Below are 24,156 nucleotides of genomic sequence, written 5' to 3'. Positions count from 1 at the left end.
CATTGGGAGCGTAAGAAAGAGTTGAGGAAGAGCTGTCTTGATCATCAGCCTTCTTATGCACCTGAACATTCACAGGAGTTGTTTTCCAGTTTACCTGACTGCTCTATTTTTTCCTTTGTTCCTCAAATTCCCTTTTTGCAGATTGGTAACCCGGGCCATCAGGCGCATAATATAATTCATTAAATAAGACTTCGGTTTTAATGCTTACTGAAATCCCACATGTCAGAGGAGATGCAAAGCTTGTTTTATTTGCAGTGCGTATTATAGCGAACAGCTTCTTGCCTTTATAATAGACGTGATAATAAGCATAGTCATCGATATCGTCATCGCTATCGCTATCACCACAGGCATGATTGAGGTGATAGGCATCATAGAAATCAATCTCTGGATAGAGACTAAACGGTTCCAAGTCTGTTGAAATATCGGAAGGGTCAAGTAATTCAAGTAACTCGATGGCATTCCAGAATACCTGAATATCCGGACATGGGGAATTCGCGTTGGCATGCACATCGTTTAAGGTGTGAGTATATATTAATCGATTAACGTGCGTTATGATTTCTGAGACAAGGACATTAGCTTTGCCTGCGTCTTTTGCGACAGCCTCATGGGTCTCTGGTTTAAGGGGATGTTCAGCTAGCTCACTACTATTGGATGATTGTCGGATTTTACAAATGCCACGACAGGAGTCGACGTAACAATCTAAACCCAACGTATGCTGGTCTTGTTCAGGACCTTCATTACCATCGTCAGAGCCAGACGACAGGGTTTTGGTGATAGAGCCGCTGATATGGCTGGTTGCCCCTGAGGCTTGCTTGCCAGATGATTCTGATGGCGGATTTTGTTTGTTGCTTTGTTGTTGGTCACTTTGTTGTTTGTTTTCTCCGGGGAGCGTCATAGTGTTGATCGTAAACGGATCATCCCGACTCAGTTGATCCCTCGGGTTAAACAGCAATGAATCGGGGTTCCAGTAACTTTTTACAAGCCAGCCGACAGCCACAAACACTTCTTCAGTTATCCATGAATAAGGTTTGCATTTCATGGCAGGGTCCCTGCTGGTCAGGATCAGTTCGTATGCAGCCAGCACGTTGGAGGTGTAAATAGACTCAATAAAGGTCATTGGTAGACTGTAACCGCCAGATTTATGTGGTTTGTCATCAGGCGGCAAAAAAACTGCGTAGCCGTTTGTGTCGGCAGGGTACATCGGATTGTTCAACAATGGATTCAGGCTGCGCTTAACAGAAAAGCTCTGAGTAGTCTGTTTATGTTCGACAACAAAACGTCTTGTTAACGAGTCTGCCTGACAGATGGTAGACAAAGACAAAAGCAGCAACAGGGGTTTCGCAAAAAACGATCGTTTCATTATTCGATTCATAGGTTACTAATTGTGGCGTAAGGAAAGGTAGAGCAGGGCGGTGGTAATTCAAGAAAGTAAGCGTGTTTTGCTGTCAAAAAATAAATTCAGACATCGCCTTTATAAAAGTCTTTCTGAGCTTTGGTGACTTTTTTCAGATAGTTTCTTGATTCCTGTCTGGGGTGTTTGCGGGTGAGAGACCAATACGCTTCTTCTGGTTCCATCTCATTGAGGATTTCTATAGCCCGGGTGCGATTGGAATGGAAGGTTTTCAAAACATTCCCTGTTCCACCGTTGTAAGCAGAGATAATAGCGTAATGCTTTACCAGTGGATCTCTGACATTTTTCAGATAGCGGGTTTCAAGAAGGTGCAGATAAGCGGTGCCTGCATCAATATTGTTAAACGGGTTGAAAAGATAGTGTCTGCTGGGCTGTCCACTGCGACGTTTGACCAGCTTGAAAACATCTCTTCCTGCCGTTGATGGGATAATCTGCATAAGACCGTAGGCATTAGCATGGCTCACCGCGTAGGGGTTGAAACTGCTCTCTGTCCTCATGATCGCATAGATCAAACTTTCCTTAATCTTGTATCTTTGCGACATCTGTCGAACGATACCGGCGTATTGATACTGTCTTTTGATCATATGGTCGCCAACCAGATCAAGATCAACAGAGTAAACGGTACCCTTGCTGCTGGCACGAGTGGTTAACTGATGGTCGATCAGGTAGTCGGCAAACCGACTGGCTCGCCACTCCCAGCGTATGGGCTGCCCCTGATGGTCCACAACCTGTCCATAAAGCATGGGCTCTTCCCCGATGGGGACGGCTTTGTCGCTGAACAGGTCAACTTCATCAGGATTGTAAGGCGTCAGCAGGGTGACAATAATCGCCTGTTTCAGGTCTTCTCTATCCAGCGTTTCAACGTGAACCTTGCCCTGTTCGAAGTTAACAAATACCCGGGTGCGGTAATGGTTGGTGTATTTGACGTATTCCTTCCTGCTGGCACTTTTTTCGTCACCCCAGTTAACACGGGCCTCTGTTGACAGAATCCGAACCAGGGCTTCAAAGGCGATTACATCTTTCTGGACACTCTTGACGGCCTTAACCGTTGAGTAGACTTCAGCTGCTGGTCCACCCAACTCTCGAACCACAACATCAGTCGCATAGTTAAGGGCTGAATGACTGGAGCAGCTTGAAAGCAGAGGGATCATCAGACAGAGGGCAGCTATTTTCTGAGTCTTTTTGATAGAGGTATCGGAGGGTTTTTCAGAATTGTCTGGCATTGACTGGTTCACTTCCCTGTGTTTTTTCCTTATCCCTGAAGTCCCCGGGATGCATTTTTGTTCTGGATCATTTCGATTTTGTAGCCGTCGGGGTCTTCTACAAAGGCGATCTCTGTCGTTCCACCCTTGACCGGACCCGGTTCACGGGTGATATTGCCGCCGTTGGCACGGATGGTCTCACAGGTTGCATAGATATCATCAAAGCCAATGGCTATATGACCAAAACCTGTACCAGGCTCATACTCACTGGTACCCCAGTTATACGTCAGTTCAATAACGGCCTGTTCTGATTCATCGGCATAGCCAACAAAAGCCAGAGTGTATTTGTATTGCTCGTTATCGTGCTTGCGAAGCAGTTTCATACCCAGGATATCAGTATAAAAAGCAATGGAGCGATCAAGGTCGCCCACTCGAAGCATAGTGTGGAGAAGTCTCACGGAAAGCTCCTGACATTGAGGTAAAGGACTGTTGCAACAGAAACTGCCATTTTATCGGAAACCCGAAGCAACAGACAGCGGGTTCGTTATATCCGTAACACAAAACCAGATAGTCTTTTATGAAGCCTTTGTATCGGGACTGGCTGAGATCCCCCGCAAGATCTATTTGGATGGCTTGGGAGTAATTCCTTTAATCGTTTTGCCGTCCAGTTCACCACCTTTGAACTGAATCAGATAGTCTGAGCCGTTTTCTTTCTGATGGAGTTGCACAAGAACGTAATCCCAGTCTTTGGCAAACCAGATCCAGGTCTCGCGGTCGTTATCTTCGCGAACCACTTTTACGCGGGTCGTATTGAGTGGGCCGACGGGTGTTTTCAGCATTTCATCGGCTTCAATCACGAACCGTCTCTCGTAGACTTCATCATCCTCAACAATCGGGTAGACCAACTCTTTTTTTCCAGCCTTCAAGTCCAGCCGAAGTTGAAGCTGGTATGAGAGTGGGTCCTGGGCGCCAGATTTAAATGGTATCTTTGATTGTTTCTCAGCCTGCTGCCAGGAAGCTTCCATAGATTTCCAGTCAAATCGGGCAGTTTTAGCCGGTTTGCTGCCTACCCCCTTTCGCTCGTATTGGTAATCCACGGGAAGTGCCTGACCCTTTTGTAAATTGAAGCGGCTGGTTTCATCCAGACTGATGGAGGCAATGATGACCGATGCACTGGCCCCAAAATCCAGAACCCACTGGTCGCCCTCTTTTTTCAGACTGCGTGTACCTGAGCCACTGATACCGGAAACTTCCGCTTTATACTCCGCTGTGAATGGCTTTAACGTAGCTTCTGTGGGTTGTGCAATGGAAGGAGTGCTGGCGATCAAAAGGCCAGAAGCCAAAATGGCTGAGACGGTCTTGAAAGGGGTCATCAGGATAATTCCTTTTTAAGGGAATACCTCCTGCCAGGAACAGCGAGGTATTCACAGCTTATGGCCACTCATCAATGAAACCGTTTTTAATGCTCGAATCAACAAGAAAAGTCTAAAACGGAATCAGTTTGCCGTGGCGATACTTTTTTCAGATATACGATATCCTTGAGGGCCAAGCGGCTTTTTGTCAAGTAATATGGCATCGTTCTGGATTGTTATCCGGCCAGAAACAATCCAGTCTATAGCCTTGGGATAAAGGTGGTGTTCCATGACCTTGACTCTCTGTTCAAGCGTCTTCGCTGTATCAACATCAGTGATATCCAGCGTCGCCTGCATCACAACAGAACCACTGTCCAGCTCTTCCGTGACATAGTGAACCGATGTTCCATGCTCTTTGTCACCGGCATCCAGTGCTGACTGATAGGTATTCAAACCTTTATGCCTGGGGAGCAGGGAAGGGTGTATATTGATCAGTTTTCCCTGATAGCGCTTAACAAAAGCACGGCTGAGTATGCGCATATAGCCTGCAAGTACAACCAGGTCAGGTTTAAAATCATCAATACGTTGCACCAGCTCAAGATCAAATGATTCCCGGCTTGAGAAACCTTTGTGGTCAAGGCTAAAGGTGTCAAGCCCCGCTTTCCGGGCTCTCTCCAGGCCATAGGCATCAGGACGGTTGCTGAGCACCCCGACCACCTGATAGCAATACTGTTTCTGCTGATCAAGAATGGCCTGTAAAGTGGTACCACTGCCCGATAGCAATACGACGACTCGATGGTTATCCGTCATTTCCGCTCTCAAGATTTTTATCTGCTTTGGTAAAAGGCTTGAAGAACACCAGGAAAATGTTGACCAAGCCTTTTTTTAACTTAACGGTAAACGACTTTGTCACCAGAACCTGATTCCATATGACCGATGATGAAGGCCTCTTCACCCAGTTCATTCAGTCTGGCTACGGCCTGTTCAGCCTGTAATTGAGGAACACAGACCACCATGCCAACACCGCAGTTGAAGGTCAGGTACATTTCCGACTGGGCAATGTTGCCCGCTTGCTGCAGATGTTTGAAAACTTCCGGGATTTCCCAGCTTTTGGTGTTAATGACGGCGACACAGCCTTCAGGAATAACCCTTGGCAGGTTTTCAGTCAGACCGCCGCCGGTAATATGTGCCATGGCATGGACTGGCAGTTCTTTCTGGAGCTGCAGTAAGGGTTTGACGTAGATTCGGGTTGGAGCCATCAGGGCTTCAGTCAGTGGCTTGCCATCAACTTCACTGCTCAGGTCTGACTGGCTGACTTCCAGAACCTTGCGGATCAGGGAGTATCCGTTAGAGTGCGGGCCGCTGGATTTCAGGCCAATCAGAGCATCGCCGGCGGCAACTTTGCTGCCATCAATGATATTGGACTTTTCAACGACACCAGTGCAGAAGCCCGCCAGGTCATAGTCTTCGCCCTGATACATACCGGGCATTTCTGCGGTCTCACCACCAATAAGTGCGCAGCCAGCTTGTTCACAGCCTGCACCAATACCGGTAACGACCTGCTCAGCAACGTCAACATTGAGTTTTCCGGTTGCGTAGTAATCCAGGAAAAACAGGGGCTCGGCACCAGAAACCAGCAGGTCGTTGACGCACATGGCCACCAGATCAATACCAATGGTATCGTGCCTGCCCAGATCCATAGCCAGTTTCAGCTTGGTGCCTACACCATCAGTGCCGGCAACCAGAACCGGCTCTTTATAACCTGATGGTATCTGGCACAGGGCACCGAAGCCTCCCAGGCCGCCCATGACTTCGGGACGTGAGGTGGCTTTGGCTACATGCTTGATGCGATCTACCAGGGCGTTGCCTGCCTGGATGTCGACACCTGCGTCTTTATAGCTCAGGGAAGAAACAGGGGAATTTGTATCGCGGTCGCTTTTGCTCATCGGAGATGTATCCGCACCGTGGAATCTAAAGTGGATTGATCAGAGCGCGCATTCTAACGTAACCCGAAAAAATCATAAAGCCGCCTGCTATTGCTCAGGTTTTATGGTTGGCCTCCTGTTGTTTTAGAAAGATTTTCTACAAAACCAGAAAGTTATGGCAAAATGAAGGGATAATCGGCTCCGGGCGTTTCGTCTGGGTAATTAGTACTCTTTACAAAGATAAGCAGTCTTGTCGGAAGTCGCTGACATCTGTAAACCGGCCTTTGGCTGTATTGATGTTTATGACGGTTTGTTCACGAAGAGTGCCTGTTTTTGATTCCGGACATTATGTATAAAACATGCAAGCTGGAACGATTGTTCCCCCTTTCCAGACTGATATTCACCCTTCTTTTGGCCCTGTTGTCTTTTCAGCTGCCTGCTGCAGAGATGAGCGGACTTTATCGTGTCGGCGTACCTGTCACCAGTCAGGGTAATGAGGAAAGGGAAACAGCCATTAAGCGGGCTCTGTCTGAGGTCCTGGTTAAAGTAACCGGGCAGCGCAGTACCCTCAGTAATGAGGGGGTGTTACAGTCACTTAAGAATGCCTCTGCGCTGGTTCGGAGTTTTGGTTATGAACGCCGTGATACCGAGTCAGGACGGCAACTTTTTCTTCAGGTGCGTTTTAATGAAGCGGCAGTTAATCGACTGCTGCGAGAAAATGATTTGGGGATCTGGGGTTCCAACCGACCAGATACCATTGTCTGGTTAGCCATTGAAAAGCAGGGAGGCAGGCAGATTCTGAGAGAATTGGCAGACTCACCTTTGGTGAATAATCTGGAGCATGTTATGGCTGCCCGCTCATTGCCAGTGACTCTCCCTCTTATGGACTTTGAAGACAGTGCCGCGATTTCTGATGTTGATGTCTGGGGACTGTTTTCGGACAAGTTGGCTCAGGCGTCAAGAAGATATGGCTCTGAGGCTGTATTAGGGGGGCGTCTGAGTGAAGTGCGCGGACGCTATAATGGCCGCCTGGTTCTTCTCTTCAAAAATCAGCAGTTTGATGCCACAGTCCAGGACCTCTCTGCAGAAGGACTGGCTCTGGCTATTGCTGATCTTATTGGTAATTCCCTCTCCCGGCACTATGCAGTCATCTCTAGTGGCAGCAGTGTCAATCCGATGCTTGAAGTGGAGGGTATTGACAGCACACAGGACTATGCAGGATTAATTAAATACCTGAAAGGTTTGACGGCGGTGAGGGATGTGATGGCAGTCAAGGTCGGCGGTAATAAAATTCAATTGGAGCTGTTAATTGATGGTACGCTTAGTCAATTATCGGATGCTATTGCCCTGGGACGAAAGATGAGAGCGACTGGTACTGATGAGGCCAACCAGACGTTGCAATACCGTTGGCTGGGAGGCTGACAGGAAGTCAGATATTAAATTCCGGAGTGCGTTTTTTGCATGCACCCTGCAAGGCGAGTTGCAATAGAAGGAAGAAAATGACCAGACAGCAACAGTGGATGCTAGCAGGCATCGTATTGGTTGGCGTAGTGCTGATTAATTTTGTCGGGGCGGTCATGACACCCTTTGCGATCAGTGCTGTGCTTGCCTATTTAGGCGATCCGCTGGTTGATCGTTTGGAAAGGCTGAAGCTCTCCCGGTCACTTTCGGTGGCACTGGTTTTTTTGGTAATTTTTACTTTTCTGGTACTGATGCTGCTCATTCTGGTACCGGCATTATTCCAGCAAGTTAAAACCCTTATGCAGTTGCTTCCGGTCTGGGAAGAGTGGGTCAGAATCAATGCCATCCCAAAACTGGTTGAATACACTGGTCTGGACCCTGAGTGGTTTGATATCAGTCATCTGGTCAAGGCGATGGCGGGTGAGTGGCAAAAAGCTGGTGGGCTTCTGGCTCAGCTGGGTCGTTCAGTCACCAGCTCGAGTCTGGCAGTAATAGGTTTTCTTGTGAATCTGTTCCTGGTTCCGGTTGTGACTTTTTACCTCTTGCGCGACTGGGATCATATGATGGAACATATCCGCTTAATGCTACCTGTCAACCTTGAACCTATTGTGGTTGAACTGGCCAGTGAATGCGATGAAGTCTTGGGTGCTTTCCTCAAGGGTCAACTTATGGTCATGCTGGCCCTGGGGTTGATCTACGGTATAGGACTCTGGGCGGTAGGCCTGCAGTTTGCGTTGTTGATCGGACTACTGGCGGGGCTGGTCAGTATCATTCCTTATATGGGGTTTGTGGTCGGCTTCACCACAGCCATCATGGTGGCTATTTTTCAATTTGACAGCTACCTGCCGTTACTTTTGGTGACCGGTGTGTTTGCCCTGGGACAGGCTCTTGAGGGTTGGGTGTTGACACCTTATCTGGTGGGTGACCGGATTGGTCTGCATCCGGTGGCTGTAATCTTTGCGCTGATGGCAGGTGGGCAGATTCTGGGCTTCGTCGGGATGCTAATAGCACTGCCATTAGCAGCCATTATTATGGTACTCTTGCGTCATCTGCATCGAAATTATAAGGCGAGCCACCTGTATAATGCTGGTGAGCCGAGGGAGTAAGGTGATCTATGCCCGCAGCGAACAGAAATCCATTTTGCCATGCCATTCAGACGAGGGGTAAGTGAAATGATTTTGTTGCAGCTGTCTCTTGCAGATTCAATCAACCCGCTGAAGCTGGCATTTTTCAATACAAATGCCGCAACAGAGGGTTCGGAATGTCTATCCATTGTTAAGGTTGAGCGGCATTTCCCGCTCAAGGCTGTTTAATGTCGTATATGAGCCAGCCTGTGCAATTACCGCTCAGTGTTCAGATCAGGGACGATGCCACCTTTGAAAATTTTTTCAGCGGAGATAATGCTGCGCTGGTCAACATGCTGGATATGGATCAGCAGGTCAGTGGGATAGACTCAGAACAGTTTATCTATCTCTATGGAGCTCCCGGCGTTGGTTGCAGTCATCTTCTTCAGGCTGCCTGTCACCAGGTTGATCGCAGAAAAGGTCGTAGTATCTATCTGCCTATGAAAGAGCTTGTTCACTATCCTTCAAAGCTGCTGGAGGGCATGGAAAGACTGCAACTGGTGTGTGTTGATGATGTGAATGCTGTAGCAGGCATACCAGAGTGGGAAGAAGGTCTTTTTGATCTGTTCAATCGCCTCAGGGATTCCCGGACTCGCCTGCTGGTGGCGGCTGATTGCCCACCCAAAAGACTTTCTATCCTGTTGCCTGACCTGGTCTCGAGACTAAGCTGGGGCCTGGTGTTTCAGGTTCAGCCTCTCAGCGACAGGGACAAAGTGTCGGCATTGCAGCTTCGGGCTCACCTGCGCGGGCTGGATATGAATGAAGATGTGGCCCGGTATATCATATACCGCAGTAACAGGGATATGGGGCATTTATTCAAGATGCTGCAGAAGCTGGACAGTGCTTCATTGAGGGCCAAAAGGAAGTTGACCATACCCTTCGTCAAACAAGTCATGAATTGGTAATCAAGAGAAGAAGTATGCAAACCCAGAAGCCGGCTATCCGGTTTGTGCTCTTTGTCGTTGTTATTCTGGCCATTCTGCTGTTTCTGATTTCAGTGATGCTAATGGTACCTGGTCGGTATACAGACCAGCTGCTCCAGCAAATAGAAAATCAAACCGGGGTTGAAGTCCTTCCCGTTAAGAAAGAGTACTCTTTCTTATCCGGTAAATTCCTGCTCACCAATCCGGAGCTCAGAATCTCGCCCGGAATTACTCTTAAGTCAGAATCTATGGTTGTCAATGTTGCCTGGACTTCCCTGTGGAAACAAGCCATTGACCTGGATCGAATCGACTTTAAAAAGCCCGGAATTTTTATTGATCTGGCGATCATCGGTCAGAAACCACCCATGCCCAACCTTTATCAATTTCTCAGGGAAACGGAGCAGTTTGTCTTCGAAGACGGATCGATGAGAGTAGTGAACTCCGAACAGACCGGTTCCAGTAAAGTGGTCAGTATTGATTTCAGTAAAATGGAGCTGAAAACCTATCGTCCTGATCAAATAGATGTTGAAGTTGTCAGGGATTCAAGTCACATCAAGTGGTCACTGGGTGGTATTATTGATTTAAAGAAACTGGCACTGTCTGGTCAGTTATCCATTGATGAGCTTCCACTGGCTGATGTTGTCAGCCAGAACTTTCTTGAATGTTCAAATTGTTCGCTGGAAGGCCGCCTTTCGACAGACTTATCTGTTGAATGGTCCGAGGATCACGGGGTGGAACTGACTGGCACGGCGAAAGTGCTGGAGGGTGAATATCGTGATTTGAACTCCGGTCTTGATCTGGGCTGGAAAGAATTATTTGCAGAGGGTTTCCAATTCAGATCCCGGAAAGCTTTTGTCGAAGACCTTTCATTCAGGGGTGGCTTGTTGACGATCAATGGCAGTCCTTTGGAGCAAGTCGCAAAAACGCTTAATCGTTCATTATCCGCTGATGGTTCTGTACCATTCACCGTAAAAAATATCGAATTCAATGGCGCTGTCCAGTCATCCCAAAAGCAGAATCGTAAACTATTCAGTAACAGTCGGGTGGAGCTGGCAGTGATGAATCCGGAACAATTCACCTTTCAGCTCAATGGGCAATGGCTTGAGCGTGTTCCACTCTCTATGAAAGGCAGTGTCGATCTGAAGAATGCAGTAACCTCGAGACTTAACATTGCTGCCAGGGATGTGGATTTGTCTTTGCTGCCTGTTTCAGATCGGTCTGTTGCCGGATATGATCTGGCCGGAAGTCGTGTAAACCTTAATCTTACTTCCTCTGCAGGAGGAGGCAGCAAGGGCAAGTTGACTTTTTCAAAGCTTACAGGCAAGCCTGTCAAGCCTGAGCTGGATATCAATCACGTGAAAGCTTTGATGGCTAACCCTCAGTCCATCATTTCCATAGACGTTACGAATCGCGACGAGCTGTCGCCGCAGGTTGCGGCAGCGGAAGCTACGAGGGAGGCATGGGAGCGTGTGCTGGAACAGCCCCTGCAGTACCTTTCCAGCCAGGCCGGTATCAAGCCAATTTTATCCGGTGATATACAGATGCCGTCGGGTAAGGCTGTGTTGACAGAAAACGACAAAACACAATTGAAGGGCTGGGGTCGAGTGCTCAGAATAAGGCCTGAACTCAGTCTGTCTCTGAAAGCAATAGCCAGCAAGAATAAAGATTGGCCCAGTCTCTCCAGGTCAGAGCTTGAGTCCGATCTGGTTGAACTCTATTCGGCCATCCATCAAACAAAGCCGGGAGAGGTGACAGAGATTCCGGCTGACGTCAGAGGGCATTTGATTGAGCAAATGTATCTCAGGGCCCACAATCGAAAATTACCCGAAGTGGGTGATGCCAGTCAGAGCAAGCGTATCAAAGAGGCAGAGCAATGGCTGTTGATAAACTGGCCAGCGAATCAGGAAAAAATGAATAAGCTGGCCACTGACCGTCTTAATCTGGTTTATGATTTTCTGCGGAATGAAGGTGTCAGCGAGAAACGTATCATCAGCAGTCCACCCTCAACGGTGGAAGAGGCCGGTTCAGCCATCGAAGTTCAGCTGTCCTATTAGAATCGGTTGACGAAAAATAAAGCTCTTGCCAACGCAGGAGCTTTTTTTTGAGAAGAAAAAGGTCGGTCTTTCTGAGAAAGGTTCAGTCAGCGGGCTGATTGTTTAACTGCCCCTGCCAGCGGGTAAACATCATGGCAGATACAAACAGCGCACTGCTGAATGCGGTAATCAGCCATCCATGTATGGAGTTTTTGATAAACCAGGCGTCAAGCACACCGCTGATAAAGTAAAAACAGAGAATGAAGCATAACCAGGCCGATGCCCTTGGCTGTCGCCTGATCAACCCGTAAAGAGGTAGCAACAGTGGAACAATCGTGAAAGACGCAATCATCCATAGCGAATTTTGAGGTGGGTGCAGCCAGAGCACTTTTGCGATCTGCGAAGCTAGCAGGCAGAAGTAGAGTAGCAGGCTCAGCCGATAGCATAGCCTGGCTTTTTGATTCAGGTCCACGATTAAAGGATCTCCAGAACGGATTCTGGCGGGCGACCGACACGCGCCCGACCGTTGCTTACGACGATGGGTCTTTCAATCATTTTGGGGTAGGTAATCATTTTTGCAATTTGCTGCTGCTCTGAAAGTTCCTGGCCTTTGATGTGGTCCTTGTACTCCTGTTCGCCCTTGCGCATCAGTTCTTCGGGGCTCTTACCGAGTTGTTTCAGAATGTCAGTCAAAGCGGCTTCGCTGGGCGGGGTATCCAGGTAAAGCACTACCTCAGGGCTGATACCTTTTGCTTCGATCAGGGCCAAAGTCTGTCTGGACTTTGAGCAGCGGGGGTTATGGTAAATCGTAACGCTCATATGGCTTTGCTCTCGAACTATTTTCATAACAGGCAGTTGTTTCGACAGGCTGATGCCTGAAGTATTATTTCTGTGATGGGAAGATTATCGTTGAATGGGGTTCGGTGCAATTGAAGTCATGTAGCCCGCAAATATTCTGTAAATTCACACACTTCTAACCAAATCAACCCTATAATTCTCCACCGATTACTGTCAGAGCTGGCTGGTGGACGCAGATCTAACAATAAACCCTTTCCAACAGTGCCACACCCGAAGAGCGGAGTGAAAAAATTAATGCCGCAGTTGAGGGGATACTGAATGGCTTTCCTCCGGGGCATAAGAACTGATACGCTTCTCTGAGTTGGAGCCTGGCTGAAAATCCTCGGGTCAGGCTCTTTTCAATATCAGGGATTCGTTATGCCAGACTCGCTTTTTTCCACTTCTTCACAGGCTCAATATGTTCAGTGGCTCCGTGCCTATTTCCTGTCTGTCTCTGATACTTTCTTTAAGCACCGTTGCCTCAATAACGCCGCTGCTCTGACTTATACGACACTGTTTGCTGTGGTGCCGATGATGACGGTTACTTATAGTATGTTATCGGCTATTCCTTCTTTCCAGGGGGTTGGCGAGATAGTTCAGAGTTTTATATTCAGTCACTTTGTTCCGACAGCGGGCGAGCAGATCCAATCTTATCTTTCCAGCTTTTCCCAGCAGGCCCGAAAGTTGACTGGCTTGGGCGTTGCCTTCCTGGTGGTCACGGCATTCATGATGCTCAGGACCATTGATGGTGCCATTAATCAGATCTGGCAGGTAGACAGGGTTCGCCGGGGAATTGTCGGCTTCCTGCTCTACTGGGCGATTCTGAGCATGGGGCCCTTCCTGCTCGGTGTTGGTTTTGTGCTGACATCTTATCTGGCGTCCCTTAAGCTGATAGCTGATACCACTGCCTATCTTGGGGTTGATCAGTGGCTCTTAGGTTTAACTCCCATTCTGTTGAGCAGCATTGTTTTTACTTTACTCTATATGGCTGTACCCAATCGATATGTACCTTTTCGTCACGCTTTTACAGGAGCGCTGATCGTAGCTTTTTTGCTTGAAATGGCAAAGAGTGGCTTTGCTCTGTTTATTACTCTGTCACCGTCGTATAAATTGATCTATGGTGCTTTTGCGGCCGTTCCCGTGTTCCTGCTTTGGATTTATTTAAGTTGGATACTGGTTCTTTTTGGTGCCGTACTGGTCAGGAGTTTCGCTTTATCCAACCAGACCCGGAACGAGGCGCTTCCACCTTTAATGGGTGTTCTGGTGATCCTGAACGGATTTAATGAGCAGTTTCAAAAAGGATTGAGTTTCAAGCTCGAACAGCTGCACCAGTCGGGATGGAATCTCTCTCTTGAGGATTGGGAGCTTTACACCAGCTGCCTGTTGGAGGAGGGAGTGGTCAGTAAAAATGATCTGGGTGAAATGATACTGGCCAGGGATCTCAGACATCTGGAACTCAATAACCTTTGCCAGCAGCTCCCCTGGTCATATCCATCGGATCAGCAGCTGGAGTCTGTTGTGACTCAGGATAAGCCTGTATGGTATGGTCAACTGGTTGATCGACTGAAACAGTTGAATGAACAGCAGCGGGTTGTACTCGATTGCCCTTTGGATGACCTCTTTACTGAATCCTGAAAATACTGACCTCAGTCAAAATTTCATTTAATGAATGTGATCGGTTAGGTTTCATGCACAGCCGCAAGCTGATCATCAGGCTTTCGTAACAGGTGTTACCAGTCATTGCCCGTTGTTTTGAATCCTTGATGCCTGTTATTGCCATTATTTTTGTGTTGCAGTCTCGCTCCAACAGGCTTCCGTGCGACTTTATGAGATATTCCAGCTAGAATCAGAACAAACTCATCACAGGGTCTGAGGCTAATGCGACAATTTTTTTTCCGCTTCTTTCCGTTGGTACTGACCACTCTGTTTCTGTCTGCCTGCTCTAAACCGGATTTGACAGATACTCAGGGAAAAGGCGTTTTTCTCAAAGATGATAAGGGTCGGTGGACTGCTATAAACATCTGGGCTCACTGGTGTGGGCCCTGTCGTGAAGAGATTCCGGAGCTGAATGCCCTGGCCAGTGACGGAAAGGTTCAGGTTCTGGGGTATGATTTTGATGACAGTCAGGGAAAAGAACTGATAAAAAAAGCCAGAAATATGGGTATTCGGTTTCCTGTTATTACCGAGAGTCCATTGGTGTTGCTGGAGACCAGAAGTCCTCAGGTATTGCCTGCGACCATGATTGTTAATCCACAGGGAAAACTGATAGAAATATTGTATGGGCCTCAGACAAAGGAAAGCCTTGAAGAGAGCATCCGGGTATTGATGAATATGGTTGATGAAAATGGCTAATCAGTGCAGACGTGCAATGGTTGAGGGGAGGGTGCAGGGCGTCTGGTATCGCGGCTCAACCCAGCAAGAGGCCAGAAAGCTGGGGATTACCGGATGGGCAAAGAATTTGCCAGACGGGAGGGTTGAAGTTTTAATGTGTGGTGAAGAGAGAGAGCTGGACAAGCTGGAAGCCTGGCTGCAAAGCGGTCCTCCCATGGCTCGAGTTACTGGCGTTAGTGTTTCCCTCGAACCTGAACAGGAGTTTTCCGAATTTACTACGGGCTGATCAGGTGCCGACATAGTTTTATGAAGTACATCTCAGTCATTGCGCCAGTGACGATCCCAGTTTTTATACACTCGCTCCGGGTACCAGGTTTTGCCAAGGCTGCCATTGTAACGGGCTAATGCCCGGGTCAGGTTGCCTTTTTCCTTTTCCAGATAATAACTGAGAATATGGCTACCATATTTCAGGTTGGTCTCTACGTCGGTCAGGTTATCTTGTGGGCGGCCAATGACGTCTTTCCAGAATGGCATAACCTGCATAAGGCCCTGGGCTCCGGCAGAAGAAACAGCAAATCGGTCAAAAGAGGATTCTGTCTGAATTAATGCCAGCACCAGTTCGGGGGAGAGTTTAGCGGCAGTGGCCTTTTTGTGAATTTTTTTGAGCAGCTCCAGGCGCTGTCGAGGACTCTGATGTTTCATGAACGGCGTTAGCCGGCTGGACATATCGACCAGCCAGACTTCTGCCTCGAAACGATCTGAAAAGCTCTCAGTGGTGCTGAGAGCCTCTTCAAGATAGATCCGAAGCCCTTCATCCACTTTTTGCTGACTCCAGCCGGTTGTCGGAGTCAACAAAAGTGCGAGGGTGAAACCTGTAATCAGGCTGTTTTTATTATAAAACGACGGCCGTTTGATAAACGGTTCAGGCCAGACGTTCCTTAAGAAAGTCGGAAATTTCACTGAGTGCCACGTCTTCGCGATCTGCTGCCCTGCGATATTTGTATTCTACCTGACCGTTTGCCAGCCCTCTATCACTCAGGACCACCCGGTGTGGAATACCGATCAGTTCCATGTCGGCAAACTTGACGCCCGGACTGGCTTTACGATCATCCAGAAGGACGTCGTAGCCCGCTTCAGTCAGTTCCTTATAGAGGTTCTCGGCGGCTTCCCGAACGGCTTCAGACTTCTCAATCTTCAGACCAATAATGGCGATCTGGAAAGGCGCAATGCTTGCGGGCCAGATGATTCCCCGATCGTCATGATTTTGCTCAATGGCGGCTGCGACGACCCGGGAAACGCCCAGCCCGTAGCAACCCATTGCCATAGTCACGGCTTTTCCGTTTTCATCCAGAACGGTCGCGTTCATTGACTCAGAGTATTTGGTGCCCAGCTGGAAAATATGGCCCACTTCGATGCCGCGCTTGATTTCCAGGGTGCCCTTACCGCATGGGCTGGGATCGCCTTCTACAATATTTCTCAAATCGGCGATGCGGTCGAAAGATGCGTCTCTCTCCCAGTTGATACCTAATTGATGTTTGCCATCTGTGTTGGCGCCAGCCCCAAAGTCAGACATGACCGCAACTGTGCGGTCAACAATACATGGGATACTGATGCCAACAGGGCCCAGAGAGCCGGGTCCGGCTCCCATGACGGGCTTGATCTCTTCTTCTGTTGCAAAGCGCAGAGGTGCTGCAACTTCAGGCAGTTTTTCCGCTTTTATTTCATTCAGTTCATGATCGCCACGAACCATCAGGGCAACAAAGTCCGCTTCTGATTCTTCGTCTGCTGCAACAATCAGAGTCTTGACCGTCTTCTCAATGGGTAGATCAAATTGCGCAACCAGGTCTGCAATGGTTTTTGCTTCGGGGGTATCAACCAGGCGTATTTCTTCAGACGGAGCTGCTCTCTCGTGAGCAGGTGCCAGAGCTTCTGCTTTTTCAATGTTGGCTGCGTATTCGCTCTGGTTGCTGAAGACGATGGCGTCTTCTCCAGATTCGGCCAGGACATGAATTTCGTGTGAGGCGCTGCCACCGATGGAGCCCGTATCCGCTTCTACAGCCCTGAAATTGAGGCCCAGACGAGTAAAGATACGGTTGTAGGTATCGTGCATGTTTTCGTATTCACGACCGAGGCATTGGTCATTGGAATGGAATGAATAGGCATCCTTCATAATGAACTCTCGACCACGCATCAGGCCAAAACGGGGGCGGATTTCATCACGGAATTTGGTTTGGATCTGGTACAAATTCATGGGCAGCTGTTTGTAGCTGCTGATAGTGTCTCGAACCATATCGGTGATGACTTCTTCATGAGTAGGACCAATGACGAAATCGCGCTGATGACGGTCTTTAAATCTAAGCAGTTCGGGGCCAAATTGATCCCAACGTCCGGTTTCCTGCCAGAGTTCAGCCGGTTGCACGGCAGGCAGCAGGACTTCCTGCGCGCCAGAGCGGTTCATCTCTTCACGAACAATGTTCTCTACCTTCTGGAGAACGCGCAGACCCATCGGCATCCAGCTGTAGAGACCGGATGCCAGTTTACGGATCATGCCTGCTCGCAGCATCAGCTGGTGGCTGACGACGACGGCATCAGAAGGTGTTTCCTTGAGGGTGGAGATCAAGGATTGACTAGTACGCATGTGCTCAGTTATCCGATTATCAAAACGCAAAAGCTGCATATTACTACGGTTGTGCAGAGACGTCATGGCTACTGAGTGAAACACAGTCGAATTTCACCGGCAGGTTAGCTATAGTGCTGCAAATTATTACTGGCAACTCGGCTTAATCGGAGTAATTATGAGCGAATTTCAGCTGGATAACAGACTGGATAAGGACTGCTTTGTCATGGGGGATCTGCCCCTCTGCCGGGTTTTGCTGATGAATGACAGTCAGTATCCCTGGTTTATTCTGGTGCCCAGGGTGGCAGGGGTTTATGAGTCTTTTCATCTTGATGAAGAGCAGCAGCTACAGCTGGCCTGTGAGTCGTCATTGACGGCAGCCATTCTGAATGATGTCTTTGAGGCGGATAAAATGAATGTGGCGGCTCTGGGTAATATTGTGAAACAGTTGCATGTTCATCATATTGTCCGTTATGAAAGTGATGTTGCCTGGCCAAACCCTGTTTGGGGCAGGTTGCCAGCCAAGCCATACGGGCAGGCGCAGGTCGCTGAGATCAAAAAGAAGCTGGAATCATTGTTCAGCTGCTTTGAATGAGTGGGGGGAGTGAAATGAAAGAGGAATTGATTGAGCTGCAGACCCAGCTCAGTTTTCAGGAAGATACCGTTGCCCAGCTTAATGAGGTGGTCACCCGTCAGCAGCAGGAGATTGATCGTTTGAAGCAGGAAATGATTCAGCTGAAGAAGCAATTAATGGCTATGTCCAGCTCTCGGTTGGAAGAACAGAAGGAGACTGCTCCTCCTCATTATTAATAAGGGTCAGAAGCCTTAACGGGGCCGGAAAGAGCCCCATTCATTAAAAGTATTGATGTTAGCGGCCTTTGGGTGCAGCAATCACGTCTTCTGCCTGCAGTCCCTTATCTTTTTCCACCACGATAAATTCTACCCTTTGCCCTTCAGACAGTGTCCGGTGACCCTCTCCACGTATCGTGCGGTAGTGGACGAAGACATCTTCACCACTATCCCGGGTAATAAAGCCGAAGCCTTTTGAAACGTTGAACCACTTGACGGTGCCTGTTTCTCTATCGGAATCTACGATTTCCATTGGGCTTGTGGGGTTGAAGGATCTCAGGTTGATTACGACGTGCAGCAGAACCCCGGCAACAAGGAGTAGTGAGGATGGAATCTCAGGTGTCTGGTGAGAAAATATTGCCCAGCCACTGAGTGCAGTCGCTGCAATCAGCATAACTGAAGCCATTGCCTGCAAAAAGGATTTCTTGCCACGATAGACTGTCAGATAGCAGCCAAGGCAGAGGTGAATCAGTGCGGCAGTGAGCAGCAGCATGGTAGCTGAGGCGATAGCCAGTGCGCCACCCAGCAGCACATTGAGGACAGACCCCTCCACAATTAATGCTGCCAGTGAAAGGATGCCTAAGATCATGTGGATAAATTTAAGATGTTTCAAGTGCTGAGTCCTTTTGGTTGTTATGTGTGTGACTGTAAAAATATGCCGATTTCAGGCATTACTGCATTAAAAAGCGCCTTAAACCGGTTAAACATCAATAAAGCTCCTTGCTGCAAGCTCTCTATGAAGTGACTGCCTCCCGAAATTATGGGAATGCTTTGAAATCAGTAATGCGGTCAATTCAGCGCGCAAACAAACGGGCAACAAAAAGCCACAGCGTAACACTGCTGTAAGGATTAATGTAACGTCATTGTGCCTCTATCTCAAACTCTTTCTATGCCCCTTATATAGTGGGCTATTGCAATGCTTAAAAGGGTGTAAAAAAGACTACCACTGTAAAAAATCACTTGTTATAGTGATTTCAGATGTTTCAAAAGTCTGGTTTTGCAGGCTCTCTGAGGTTAGGGAAGTTTAATGTCCGATTTTTCGGACTTGCCTCGTGAAACATTAAATCAGCCTGGTGAAGTGGCAGATCACAATCCGTTGGTGCGGAAGGTAACCTACAGGGAAAATCCATCAGGAGAGTAATTGTATGGCAGCGAAGAAAGCCACAGCTATCAAGGATAAGTACAGTAAAACCCAGATTCTTGCTGATATTTCAGAGAGTACCGGTTTGAGTCGGAAAGAAGTGGGCGCTGTGCTGGAAGAGTTGGGAATACTGGTAGAACGTCATATCAAGAAGCGGGGCTGTGGCGAGTTCACTCTTCCGGGACTGCTCAAGATCGTGACCAGGAAAAAACCTGCTCAGAAAGCCAAGAAAGGCGTACCCAATCCATTCAAGCCTGGCGAGTTAATGGATGTGCCCGCCAAGCCGGCCAGTATTCAGGTCAAGGTGCGTCCTTTGAAAAAGCTTAAGGAATACGCCGCTTCGTGATGACGCTGGTGTTGACTCTTTGAGTTCTTCTCAGTCCTTCAAGGGAGGTATTCAGCCTCCCTTTTTAGTGTCTGGTGTATTTGTTTAGCAATGATTGCCTTTTGATGGGGTGCTGTTTAAGTCGGTTTGCTGCTTTCGGCAATAAAAAAGCCCCTGCATGTGCAGAGGCTTCATAAGATTGCTCTTCTGATGGTTAGATCAGAATACAGCGACGTTGTACTTCAGGATGACACGTGTGTCGGTCTTGACAACATCGTCTGCACCTTTGGCTTCAACAGTATTATTTGCGTATCTCAGGCGGGCAGTCAGACCCTCAACCTGAGGAATTGCATAATTGATGTCCAGGTTGTATTCAGTTTCGTCCTCAGACTTAACTTCACCCATGACGTAAATACCCTTGACACTCAGGCCGTCAACGACGCCTTCAAAATCATATCCTGCAGAGAAGCCCCAGGCTTTTTGGCCATTGCTGTTGAAGTCAGAGATCTGGATAGAGTTATAGCCAAAGTAACCGGTGTCATCGTCACCGCCAGCCCAGCCAATTTTGTATGGGCCCAAGTCTGTGCTTTCAACTTTTGTGTACGCAATGCCAAAGTCGGCATGGCCTACACCAGCGGCCACTTTCAGGCCATAAGTGTACTGACTCTTGTCTCCAGTCGCTGGCTTGCTGTCGCCAGTAAGTTCGACTTGCCCGTACTGACCAGCCACACCCACTTCAACACCTTCAACTTCTGTAGAGAAGCTGGCTTCGCCCAAGTATTTCTTGGCATAGTTGCTCTGGCTGGCATAGTCTGCGCTTAATTCCAGACCGTTACCAAAGTCGTAGGCACCACCCAGTGTCATTACTGCTTCACTGTCGTCGCCTACCTCGTAATCTTCAAAGCCTGACTCGGTTTTACCATTGCCTTTTGTAATCCAGGCTGTATGAGCAGACAAGCCGGATAAGGTGATGTCTGCATAGAAGCCTTCGCTCAGGCTTGGCAGAACACGGCTGTCAGAGTCGTTGACCAGAGGTGTATCCAGGAACATGCGTCCGTATTTCGCTACACCCATGTCAGCAAGATTGAATTTAATTGCGTAGGATGTTTTGCCGTAGCTGTGGGAATCGCCGTCGCTATCCACTCTGAGCAAGCCAGGGTTGCCAACAAAATCGTCAATATCGGAAGCGCCAAGCTTCAGAGAGTAGTAACCACCCAAGTCCAGTCCGACTATATTCTGAAAGTAGCCAGAGGAGAAGTCAAGACGAACGCCTTGAGCCCACTGAGAGTTGGAGGAGTCGGTCGAGCCGTCATCCTTGGTTTTGGTTTGATAGAAGTTGCGCAACTCCAGATTCAGGCTTGATTCGTCCAGGAAGGCGTTAGCCTGAGCAGAGGTAGCCATAAAAATGGCAGCACTCAGTGCACTGATTTGTGCGAGTTTCATTAGTGTTCAGCTCCTTGCTGCATTCGATGTGTGTTCTAGCCCTGGTTTCAAAAATCCTTGTACTGCTCGGACGGAATGTACTGCGAAACCTCCCCATAGGGCTAAGAGTGATTCTTATACAATCCTTAACAGGATGCAACAGGGTTTAGAAAAATCTCACATCTTTTGTACAAGCGTTTAGCGGGGCCGCATCCTTGTATGATAAAGCTATCCAGCAATCCCGCCCCTAAAGGCACCGACTGTATAACCGACATCGAGGTGAATAACAGTCATGTCCTCGTACTCATAGAAGTGCCGCAGAACCGAACATGAACAGTGTCTTGCTCAATTCTGGCAACGCCTATGATATTTTCCAGACCTAATATGCCACAACTATCTCCATCAGCCGACTTGCCAGCTAAACGAATGCCAACATTAGAGCAGCACTCATCGTAGTTATAACGACAAGTTTCAAACGTAAGAAGACATGAAACTTGAAATTATCAGGCCCAGCCCTTTTTGATTAAGTGTTTAGGCAATATGAGTACTTGAGTAAAACAGCGATCTGATATTTTGCAAATTATCTTAATGAATAAAAATTAGTTCTTTTAATTTCTTTTTGTTGGTTTGACAGGATTAATGAATGAAAGTCAGAAAAAAATGAATGTTTATAATGAATTGAGATCATTTATTTTTCAGGGATGAAATATGAACAGCTTGCAGCAAAATGCTGAAGCAGGAAAAGACCTTTGGCTGACTTATTTAAGACGGGGCGGAACGATACGTGAATTAAGAGGGCTGGATCAGGGCCAGATGGAAGCCATCTATCAGCTCGGATTCAGTCATTTTGGTATTGGTCACTATGCAGAAGCTCTTAAAGTCTTCCGTTATCTGGCTCTTCTGGATCATCGCAGTTCTCGTTACTATCTGGGAATAGGGCTGGCACTTCATCATTTAAACCAGGATGCAGCTGCAATCCCCGCACTGAGTTATGCCGAAAGGTTGGATAATGAAGATCCTCGTCCTTCAATTTGTATGACGGAGTGCTTTATTCGTCTGAAAAATCGAAAATTGGCGGTGAAAGCACTGTCAAATGCAGCGAAAATTCTGAAATCATCCAAAGGGTGGGAAGAAGAGCGAAAACAGGCCAAACAACTAAAGCACTATCTTATAGAACCTTCAGGGAGGAAGTGACTATGAATCCAGTCGATCCCAATTCCGGAATATCCCAGACTCCTGTGCAACAGAGTGGGCAGGTATCTCAAACTCCAGCACAGGCGCAGGTGAGCCAGGGATTCAGTCATTCGAATTCGATTTCCAGCTCGCAAAATAGCAATAGCGGACAGGCGGTCAGTGTCAGTCCAGATCAGCCAGGCGTCTCCAATGCCGACAGCCGTGACTTTCTCCAAAGAGCTTTTGACGCCAGACTGGATGGCTTCAGGGCAGCAGTGCATGAATTCAATCGTCGCTTCAATGCTGAGGATATAGATATTAGTGACACTCAGTCACTCATTCTTATTGTTAAAGGGATGATCAGTGATGCTCAGGCTATGGTGAGTGCTGCTTCTATCGATCAGAATTTCAGCAATCGGCTCTATCAGCAAAGCAGGAGGGAGGATAGTGCAGTCAATGCCCTTAATCTAAGAGAAACTATTCGATCCAGAACCAGGGATTTAAATGACATAGCGGCTCAGCGGGACGTCTATGTAGAACTCCTGGCCAGCAAAAATCTTCATAAAACCCTGAAAGAGGCTGAATTGGCCAGTGCTCAGTCTAATCAAGCCGGTAACAATAGCAGCGGTGGTCAAATAAACCGGTTGATGAATGAAATTACAGCGCTCGAGTATCAAATTGCAGGTGTTGCCACAGAAATCAGTGCTCTGAGCCAGCAGATGAAGACATTGGAAGCCAGTAATACCGCAGATCATGCCGCATTACTCAAAGCTAACAGGCAGCTGAATACAGTGACCTCAGAGTTTGTGCGTGTTAACAGTCTGCTGGGGCGAATTCGTCAGCGGTTCGATCCTGCTGCTATGAAAACCGGTGAAGAAGGTGTGCAAGCCGTAAAAGAGCTCGAACAGAGGGCTCAGAAAGAGCAGGTAAGGGAGTTCAGAAGAAGGGAGCAGAACGAGGACGGAGTAAAGTCGCTGGATAAAGAGCACAAAGAAGGTGAAATCCGGTCAGAGGATGACCGGATTGAGCTTGAGGAGGGTGCTAACCAGTTTCTTGCCACTGAGGATCTGGAGACTCTGCAACAGGTATTCTCTCCCTCTGACCCTGCAGAGCTGAGAAGTGCTGTTCAGCTCCTTGACGATAAACCTCAGGCAAGAAACTCTCCTGCAGTGGAAGAAGGGTTCGCTATTGCTTTGCATAGCGTCCCCTCAGAAAAGGCGCTGGAGGATGCAGTCAACCCTGCAGCGGAGACTCACCGGGGTGATAATCTCAGTTTTGAAGGTGCAAGCAGTCCTCAGGTTTTTGCCCGCCTCTGGATGGAATCAAAGCTGGAAGAAGGTCAGGAAACTCAGGATGTGAAAGAAGATCACCTCGATGAAGTGGCTGAGAATGTGGATGCTCAACGCAAGAGTGTTGCTGAGCATTTGCAGGATTTTGAGTCGATTCTACTGGAAGTCGCTGAGTCGCTGGAAAAGCAGCAGGAGGCAGCTGTTCAAATCAGCAAAAGTAATCGAGTTTGAGAGCAGCGGGGAGGGGCTCCCTTCCTCGTCTTTCGTAAAGTCTGCACAGTCATCGAAAATATCCCTGATCCCGTCTCTATTTTCTGATTATTGGTCTGGACACTATCTGGTGAAAATCAAGGGTTCAGGTATAATGCCCCAGTTCTGACAATGGCAAACAAAGGATAGACAGATTCAATGCCGATCTACGAATATCAGTGCGGAAGTTGCGGTGGTGTGCAGGAAGTGATTCAAGCGTTCAGCGATGCACCTCTGACTGACTGTGGTGTCTGTGGTGAGCCTGAATTGAAAAAAATGTTGAGTGCCCCGGCCTTCAGGCTGAAAGGTGGCGGCTGGTATGAAACAGACTTCAAGAGTGGCAATAAGAAGAATCTGTCCTGCAATGATAATCAGGGCCCTGCCAAGGGCTCGGGCGGCGCTGCAGCCGCCAGTGAATAATTCGGTCATTTGAGCGCTGAGGTTGTGCTTCACCCGGAGTGACTCAAAACCATAAATTCAGGCACAAAATTT

General features: G+C 48.1%; 26 protein-coding genes. 14 read left to right on the top strand and 12 right to left on the bottom strand.

What is annotated here, in order from left to right; translation table 11 throughout:
* Nucleotides 1-103 precede the first annotated feature (103 nt).
* The 6 genes from ACOMG9_RS16290 to purM all read right to left on the bottom strand — a co-directional run bounded on the left by ACOMG9_RS16290 (nucleotide 104) and on the right by purM (nucleotide 5,911).
* A complete protein-coding gene (locus tag ACOMG9_RS16290; protein ID WP_448217659.1) occupies nucleotides 104-1,360 on the bottom strand; it encodes a hypothetical protein in 1,257 nt (418 codons plus the stop codon).
* 98 nt (nucleotides 1,361-1,458) lie between these two features.
* Nucleotides 1,459-2,634 carry a membrane-bound lytic murein transglycosylase MltC gene (gene mltC / locus ACOMG9_RS16285; RefSeq protein ID WP_448217658.1) on the bottom strand — a complete coding sequence of 392 codons (1,176 nt, stop codon included), beginning with the start codon at nucleotides 2,632-2,634 and terminating at the stop codon, nucleotides 1,459-1,461.
* A gap of 29 nt (nucleotides 2,635-2,663) precedes the next feature.
* Nucleotides 2,664-3,071, bottom strand: a complete 408-nt coding sequence (gene gloA / locus ACOMG9_RS16280) for a lactoylglutathione lyase (protein ID WP_448217657.1) — start codon at nucleotides 3,069-3,071, stop codon at nucleotides 2,664-2,666.
* 162 nt (nucleotides 3,072-3,233) lie between these two features.
* Nucleotides 3,234-3,986, bottom strand: a complete 753-nt coding sequence (locus ACOMG9_RS16275; RefSeq protein ID WP_448217656.1) for a DUF3108 domain-containing protein — start codon at nucleotides 3,984-3,986, stop codon at nucleotides 3,234-3,236.
* A 123-nt stretch (nucleotides 3,987-4,109) separates the two neighbouring features.
* Entirely contained in the window at nucleotides 4,110-4,775 is a 666-nt protein-coding gene (gene purN / locus ACOMG9_RS16270; RefSeq protein ID WP_448217655.1) for a phosphoribosylglycinamide formyltransferase, read from the bottom strand.
* A gap of 80 nt (nucleotides 4,776-4,855) precedes the next feature.
* Nucleotides 4,856-5,911 carry a phosphoribosylformylglycinamidine cyclo-ligase gene (gene purM, locus ACOMG9_RS16265; RefSeq protein ID WP_422475859.1) on the bottom strand — a complete coding sequence of 352 codons (1,056 nt, stop codon included), beginning with the start codon at nucleotides 5,909-5,911 and terminating at the stop codon, nucleotides 4,856-4,858.
* Nucleotides 5,912-6,238: 327 nt separating this feature from the next.
* On the opposite strand from purM, the gene ACOMG9_RS16260 reads away from it, so the two are divergent.
* The 5 genes from ACOMG9_RS16260 (at nucleotide 6,239) to ACOMG9_RS16240 (ending at nucleotide 11,452) form a co-directional block, all read left to right on the top strand.
* Nucleotides 6,239-7,312: a DUF2066 domain-containing protein gene (locus ACOMG9_RS16260; RefSeq protein ID WP_448217654.1), complete on the top strand. Its 1,074-nt coding sequence runs from the start codon at nucleotides 6,239-6,241 to the stop codon at nucleotides 7,310-7,312.
* 77 nt (nucleotides 7,313-7,389) lie between these two features.
* Nucleotides 7,390-8,457: an AI-2E family transporter gene (locus ACOMG9_RS16255; protein WP_448217653.1), complete on the top strand. Its 1,068-nt coding sequence runs from the start codon at nucleotides 7,390-7,392 to the stop codon at nucleotides 8,455-8,457.
* A gap of 66 nt (nucleotides 8,458-8,523) precedes the next feature.
* The gene (locus tag ACOMG9_RS16250; RefSeq protein ID WP_448217652.1) at nucleotides 8,524-8,664 is read left to right on the top strand and encodes a hypothetical protein; all 141 of its coding nucleotides are present in this window, start codon (nucleotides 8,524-8,526) and stop codon (nucleotides 8,662-8,664) included.
* Entirely contained in the window at nucleotides 8,664-9,380 is a 717-nt protein-coding gene (hda, locus tag ACOMG9_RS16245) for a DnaA regulatory inactivator Hda (RefSeq protein ID WP_422134481.1), read from the top strand. Before ACOMG9_RS16250 ends, hda begins: the two co-directional genes overlap by 1 nt.
* 14 nt (nucleotides 9,381-9,394) lie before the next feature.
* Nucleotides 9,395-11,452 (top strand): AsmA family protein, encoded by a 2,058-nt coding sequence (locus tag ACOMG9_RS16240; RefSeq protein ID WP_448217651.1) that lies wholly within the window; start codon nucleotides 9,395-9,397, stop codon nucleotides 11,450-11,452.
* 82 nt (nucleotides 11,453-11,534) lie between these two features.
* On the opposite strand, the gene ACOMG9_RS16235 is transcribed toward ACOMG9_RS16240, so the two are convergent.
* Entirely contained in the window at nucleotides 11,535-11,903 is a 369-nt protein-coding gene (locus ACOMG9_RS16235) for a DUF2069 domain-containing protein (RefSeq protein ID WP_422134479.1), read from the bottom strand.
* A gap of 2 nt (nucleotides 11,904-11,905) precedes the next feature.
* Complete coding sequence (arsC, locus tag ACOMG9_RS16230; protein ID WP_448217650.1) at nucleotides 11,906-12,250, bottom strand: arsenate reductase (glutaredoxin); 345 nt, start codon at nucleotides 12,248-12,250, stop codon at nucleotides 11,906-11,908.
* 396 nt (nucleotides 12,251-12,646) lie between these two features.
* On the opposite strand from arsC, the gene ACOMG9_RS16225 reads away from it, so the two are divergent.
* The 3 genes from ACOMG9_RS16225 (at nucleotide 12,647) to ACOMG9_RS16215 (ending at nucleotide 14,885) form a co-directional block, all read left to right on the top strand.
* On the top strand, nucleotides 12,647-13,903 hold the full coding sequence (locus ACOMG9_RS16225) for a YihY family inner membrane protein (RefSeq protein WP_448217649.1): 1,257 nt from the start codon (nucleotides 12,647-12,649) through the stop codon (nucleotides 13,901-13,903).
* 243 nt (nucleotides 13,904-14,146) lie between these two features.
* On the top strand, nucleotides 14,147-14,620 hold the full coding sequence (locus ACOMG9_RS16220) for a TlpA family protein disulfide reductase (RefSeq protein WP_422134476.1): 474 nt from the start codon (nucleotides 14,147-14,149) through the stop codon (nucleotides 14,618-14,620).
* A complete protein-coding gene (locus tag ACOMG9_RS16215) occupies nucleotides 14,613-14,885 on the top strand; it encodes an acylphosphatase (RefSeq protein WP_422134475.1) in 273 nt (90 codons plus the stop codon). Before ACOMG9_RS16220 ends, ACOMG9_RS16215 begins: the two co-directional genes overlap by 8 nt.
* Before the next feature lie 32 nt (nucleotides 14,886-14,917).
* Here ACOMG9_RS16215 and ACOMG9_RS16210 read toward each other — a convergent pair whose 3' ends face one another.
* Together ACOMG9_RS16210 and ACOMG9_RS16205 are read right to left on the bottom strand one after the other, a co-directional pair.
* Nucleotides 14,918-15,418, bottom strand: a complete 501-nt coding sequence (locus ACOMG9_RS16210) for a lytic transglycosylase domain-containing protein (protein ID WP_494529100.1) — start codon at nucleotides 15,416-15,418, stop codon at nucleotides 14,918-14,920.
* Between the two features lie 103 nt (nucleotides 15,419-15,521).
* Nucleotides 15,522-17,237, bottom strand: coding sequence for a proline--tRNA ligase (locus tag ACOMG9_RS16205; protein WP_422411393.1), 1,716 nt, complete (start codon nucleotides 17,235-17,237; stop codon nucleotides 15,522-15,524).
* Between the two features lie 157 nt (nucleotides 17,238-17,394).
* Between ACOMG9_RS16205 and ACOMG9_RS16200 the strand changes: the two genes are divergently transcribed.
* Both ACOMG9_RS16200 and ACOMG9_RS16195 read left to right on the top strand, forming a co-directional pair.
* Nucleotides 17,395-17,811, top strand: a complete 417-nt coding sequence (locus ACOMG9_RS16200) for an HIT domain-containing protein (protein WP_448217646.1) — start codon at nucleotides 17,395-17,397, stop codon at nucleotides 17,809-17,811.
* The gene (locus ACOMG9_RS16195) at nucleotides 17,808-18,026 is read left to right on the top strand and encodes a SlyX family protein (protein ID WP_494529099.1); all 219 of its coding nucleotides are present in this window, start codon (nucleotides 17,808-17,810) and stop codon (nucleotides 18,024-18,026) included. Before ACOMG9_RS16200 ends, ACOMG9_RS16195 begins: the two co-directional genes overlap by 4 nt.
* 58 nt (nucleotides 18,027-18,084) lie before the next feature.
* On the opposite strand, the gene ACOMG9_RS16190 is transcribed toward ACOMG9_RS16195, so the two are convergent.
* A complete protein-coding gene (locus tag ACOMG9_RS16190) occupies nucleotides 18,085-18,678 on the bottom strand; it encodes a cold-shock protein (RefSeq protein ID WP_422134470.1) in 594 nt (197 codons plus the stop codon).
* Between the two features lie 532 nt (nucleotides 18,679-19,210).
* Here ACOMG9_RS16190 and ACOMG9_RS16185 point away from each other — a divergent pair.
* On the top strand, nucleotides 19,211-19,552 hold the full coding sequence (locus ACOMG9_RS16185) for an HU family DNA-binding protein (RefSeq protein WP_317142335.1): 342 nt from the start codon (nucleotides 19,211-19,213) through the stop codon (nucleotides 19,550-19,552).
* 198 nt (nucleotides 19,553-19,750) lie between these two features.
* Here ACOMG9_RS16185 and ACOMG9_RS16180 read toward each other — a convergent pair whose 3' ends face one another.
* Nucleotides 19,751-20,974, bottom strand: a complete 1,224-nt coding sequence (locus ACOMG9_RS16180; protein ID WP_448217644.1) for an OprD family outer membrane porin — start codon at nucleotides 20,972-20,974, stop codon at nucleotides 19,751-19,753.
* A 687-nt stretch (nucleotides 20,975-21,661) separates the two neighbouring features.
* On the opposite strand from ACOMG9_RS16180, the gene ACOMG9_RS16175 reads away from it, so the two are divergent.
* From ACOMG9_RS16175 to ACOMG9_RS16165, 3 genes are all read left to right on the top strand, one after another.
* Nucleotides 21,662-22,147 carry a hypothetical protein gene (locus ACOMG9_RS16175; protein ID WP_422411400.1) on the top strand — a complete coding sequence of 162 codons (486 nt, stop codon included), beginning with the start codon at nucleotides 21,662-21,664 and terminating at the stop codon, nucleotides 22,145-22,147.
* 2 nt (nucleotides 22,148-22,149) lie between these two features.
* On the top strand, nucleotides 22,150-23,646 hold the full coding sequence (locus tag ACOMG9_RS16170) for a coiled-coil domain-containing protein (protein WP_448217643.1): 1,497 nt from the start codon (nucleotides 22,150-22,152) through the stop codon (nucleotides 23,644-23,646).
* 177 nt (nucleotides 23,647-23,823) lie between these two features.
* A complete protein-coding gene (locus ACOMG9_RS16165; protein ID WP_448217642.1) occupies nucleotides 23,824-24,084 on the top strand; it encodes an FmdB family zinc ribbon protein in 261 nt (86 codons plus the stop codon).
* Nucleotides 24,085-24,156 lie beyond the last annotated feature (72 nt).

This window comes from Endozoicomonas sp. PH6C, from assembly GCF_059322965.1.
Note: the sequence above shows the minus strand (reverse complement) of the source record. Positions and strands in the feature narration are given on the sequence as shown.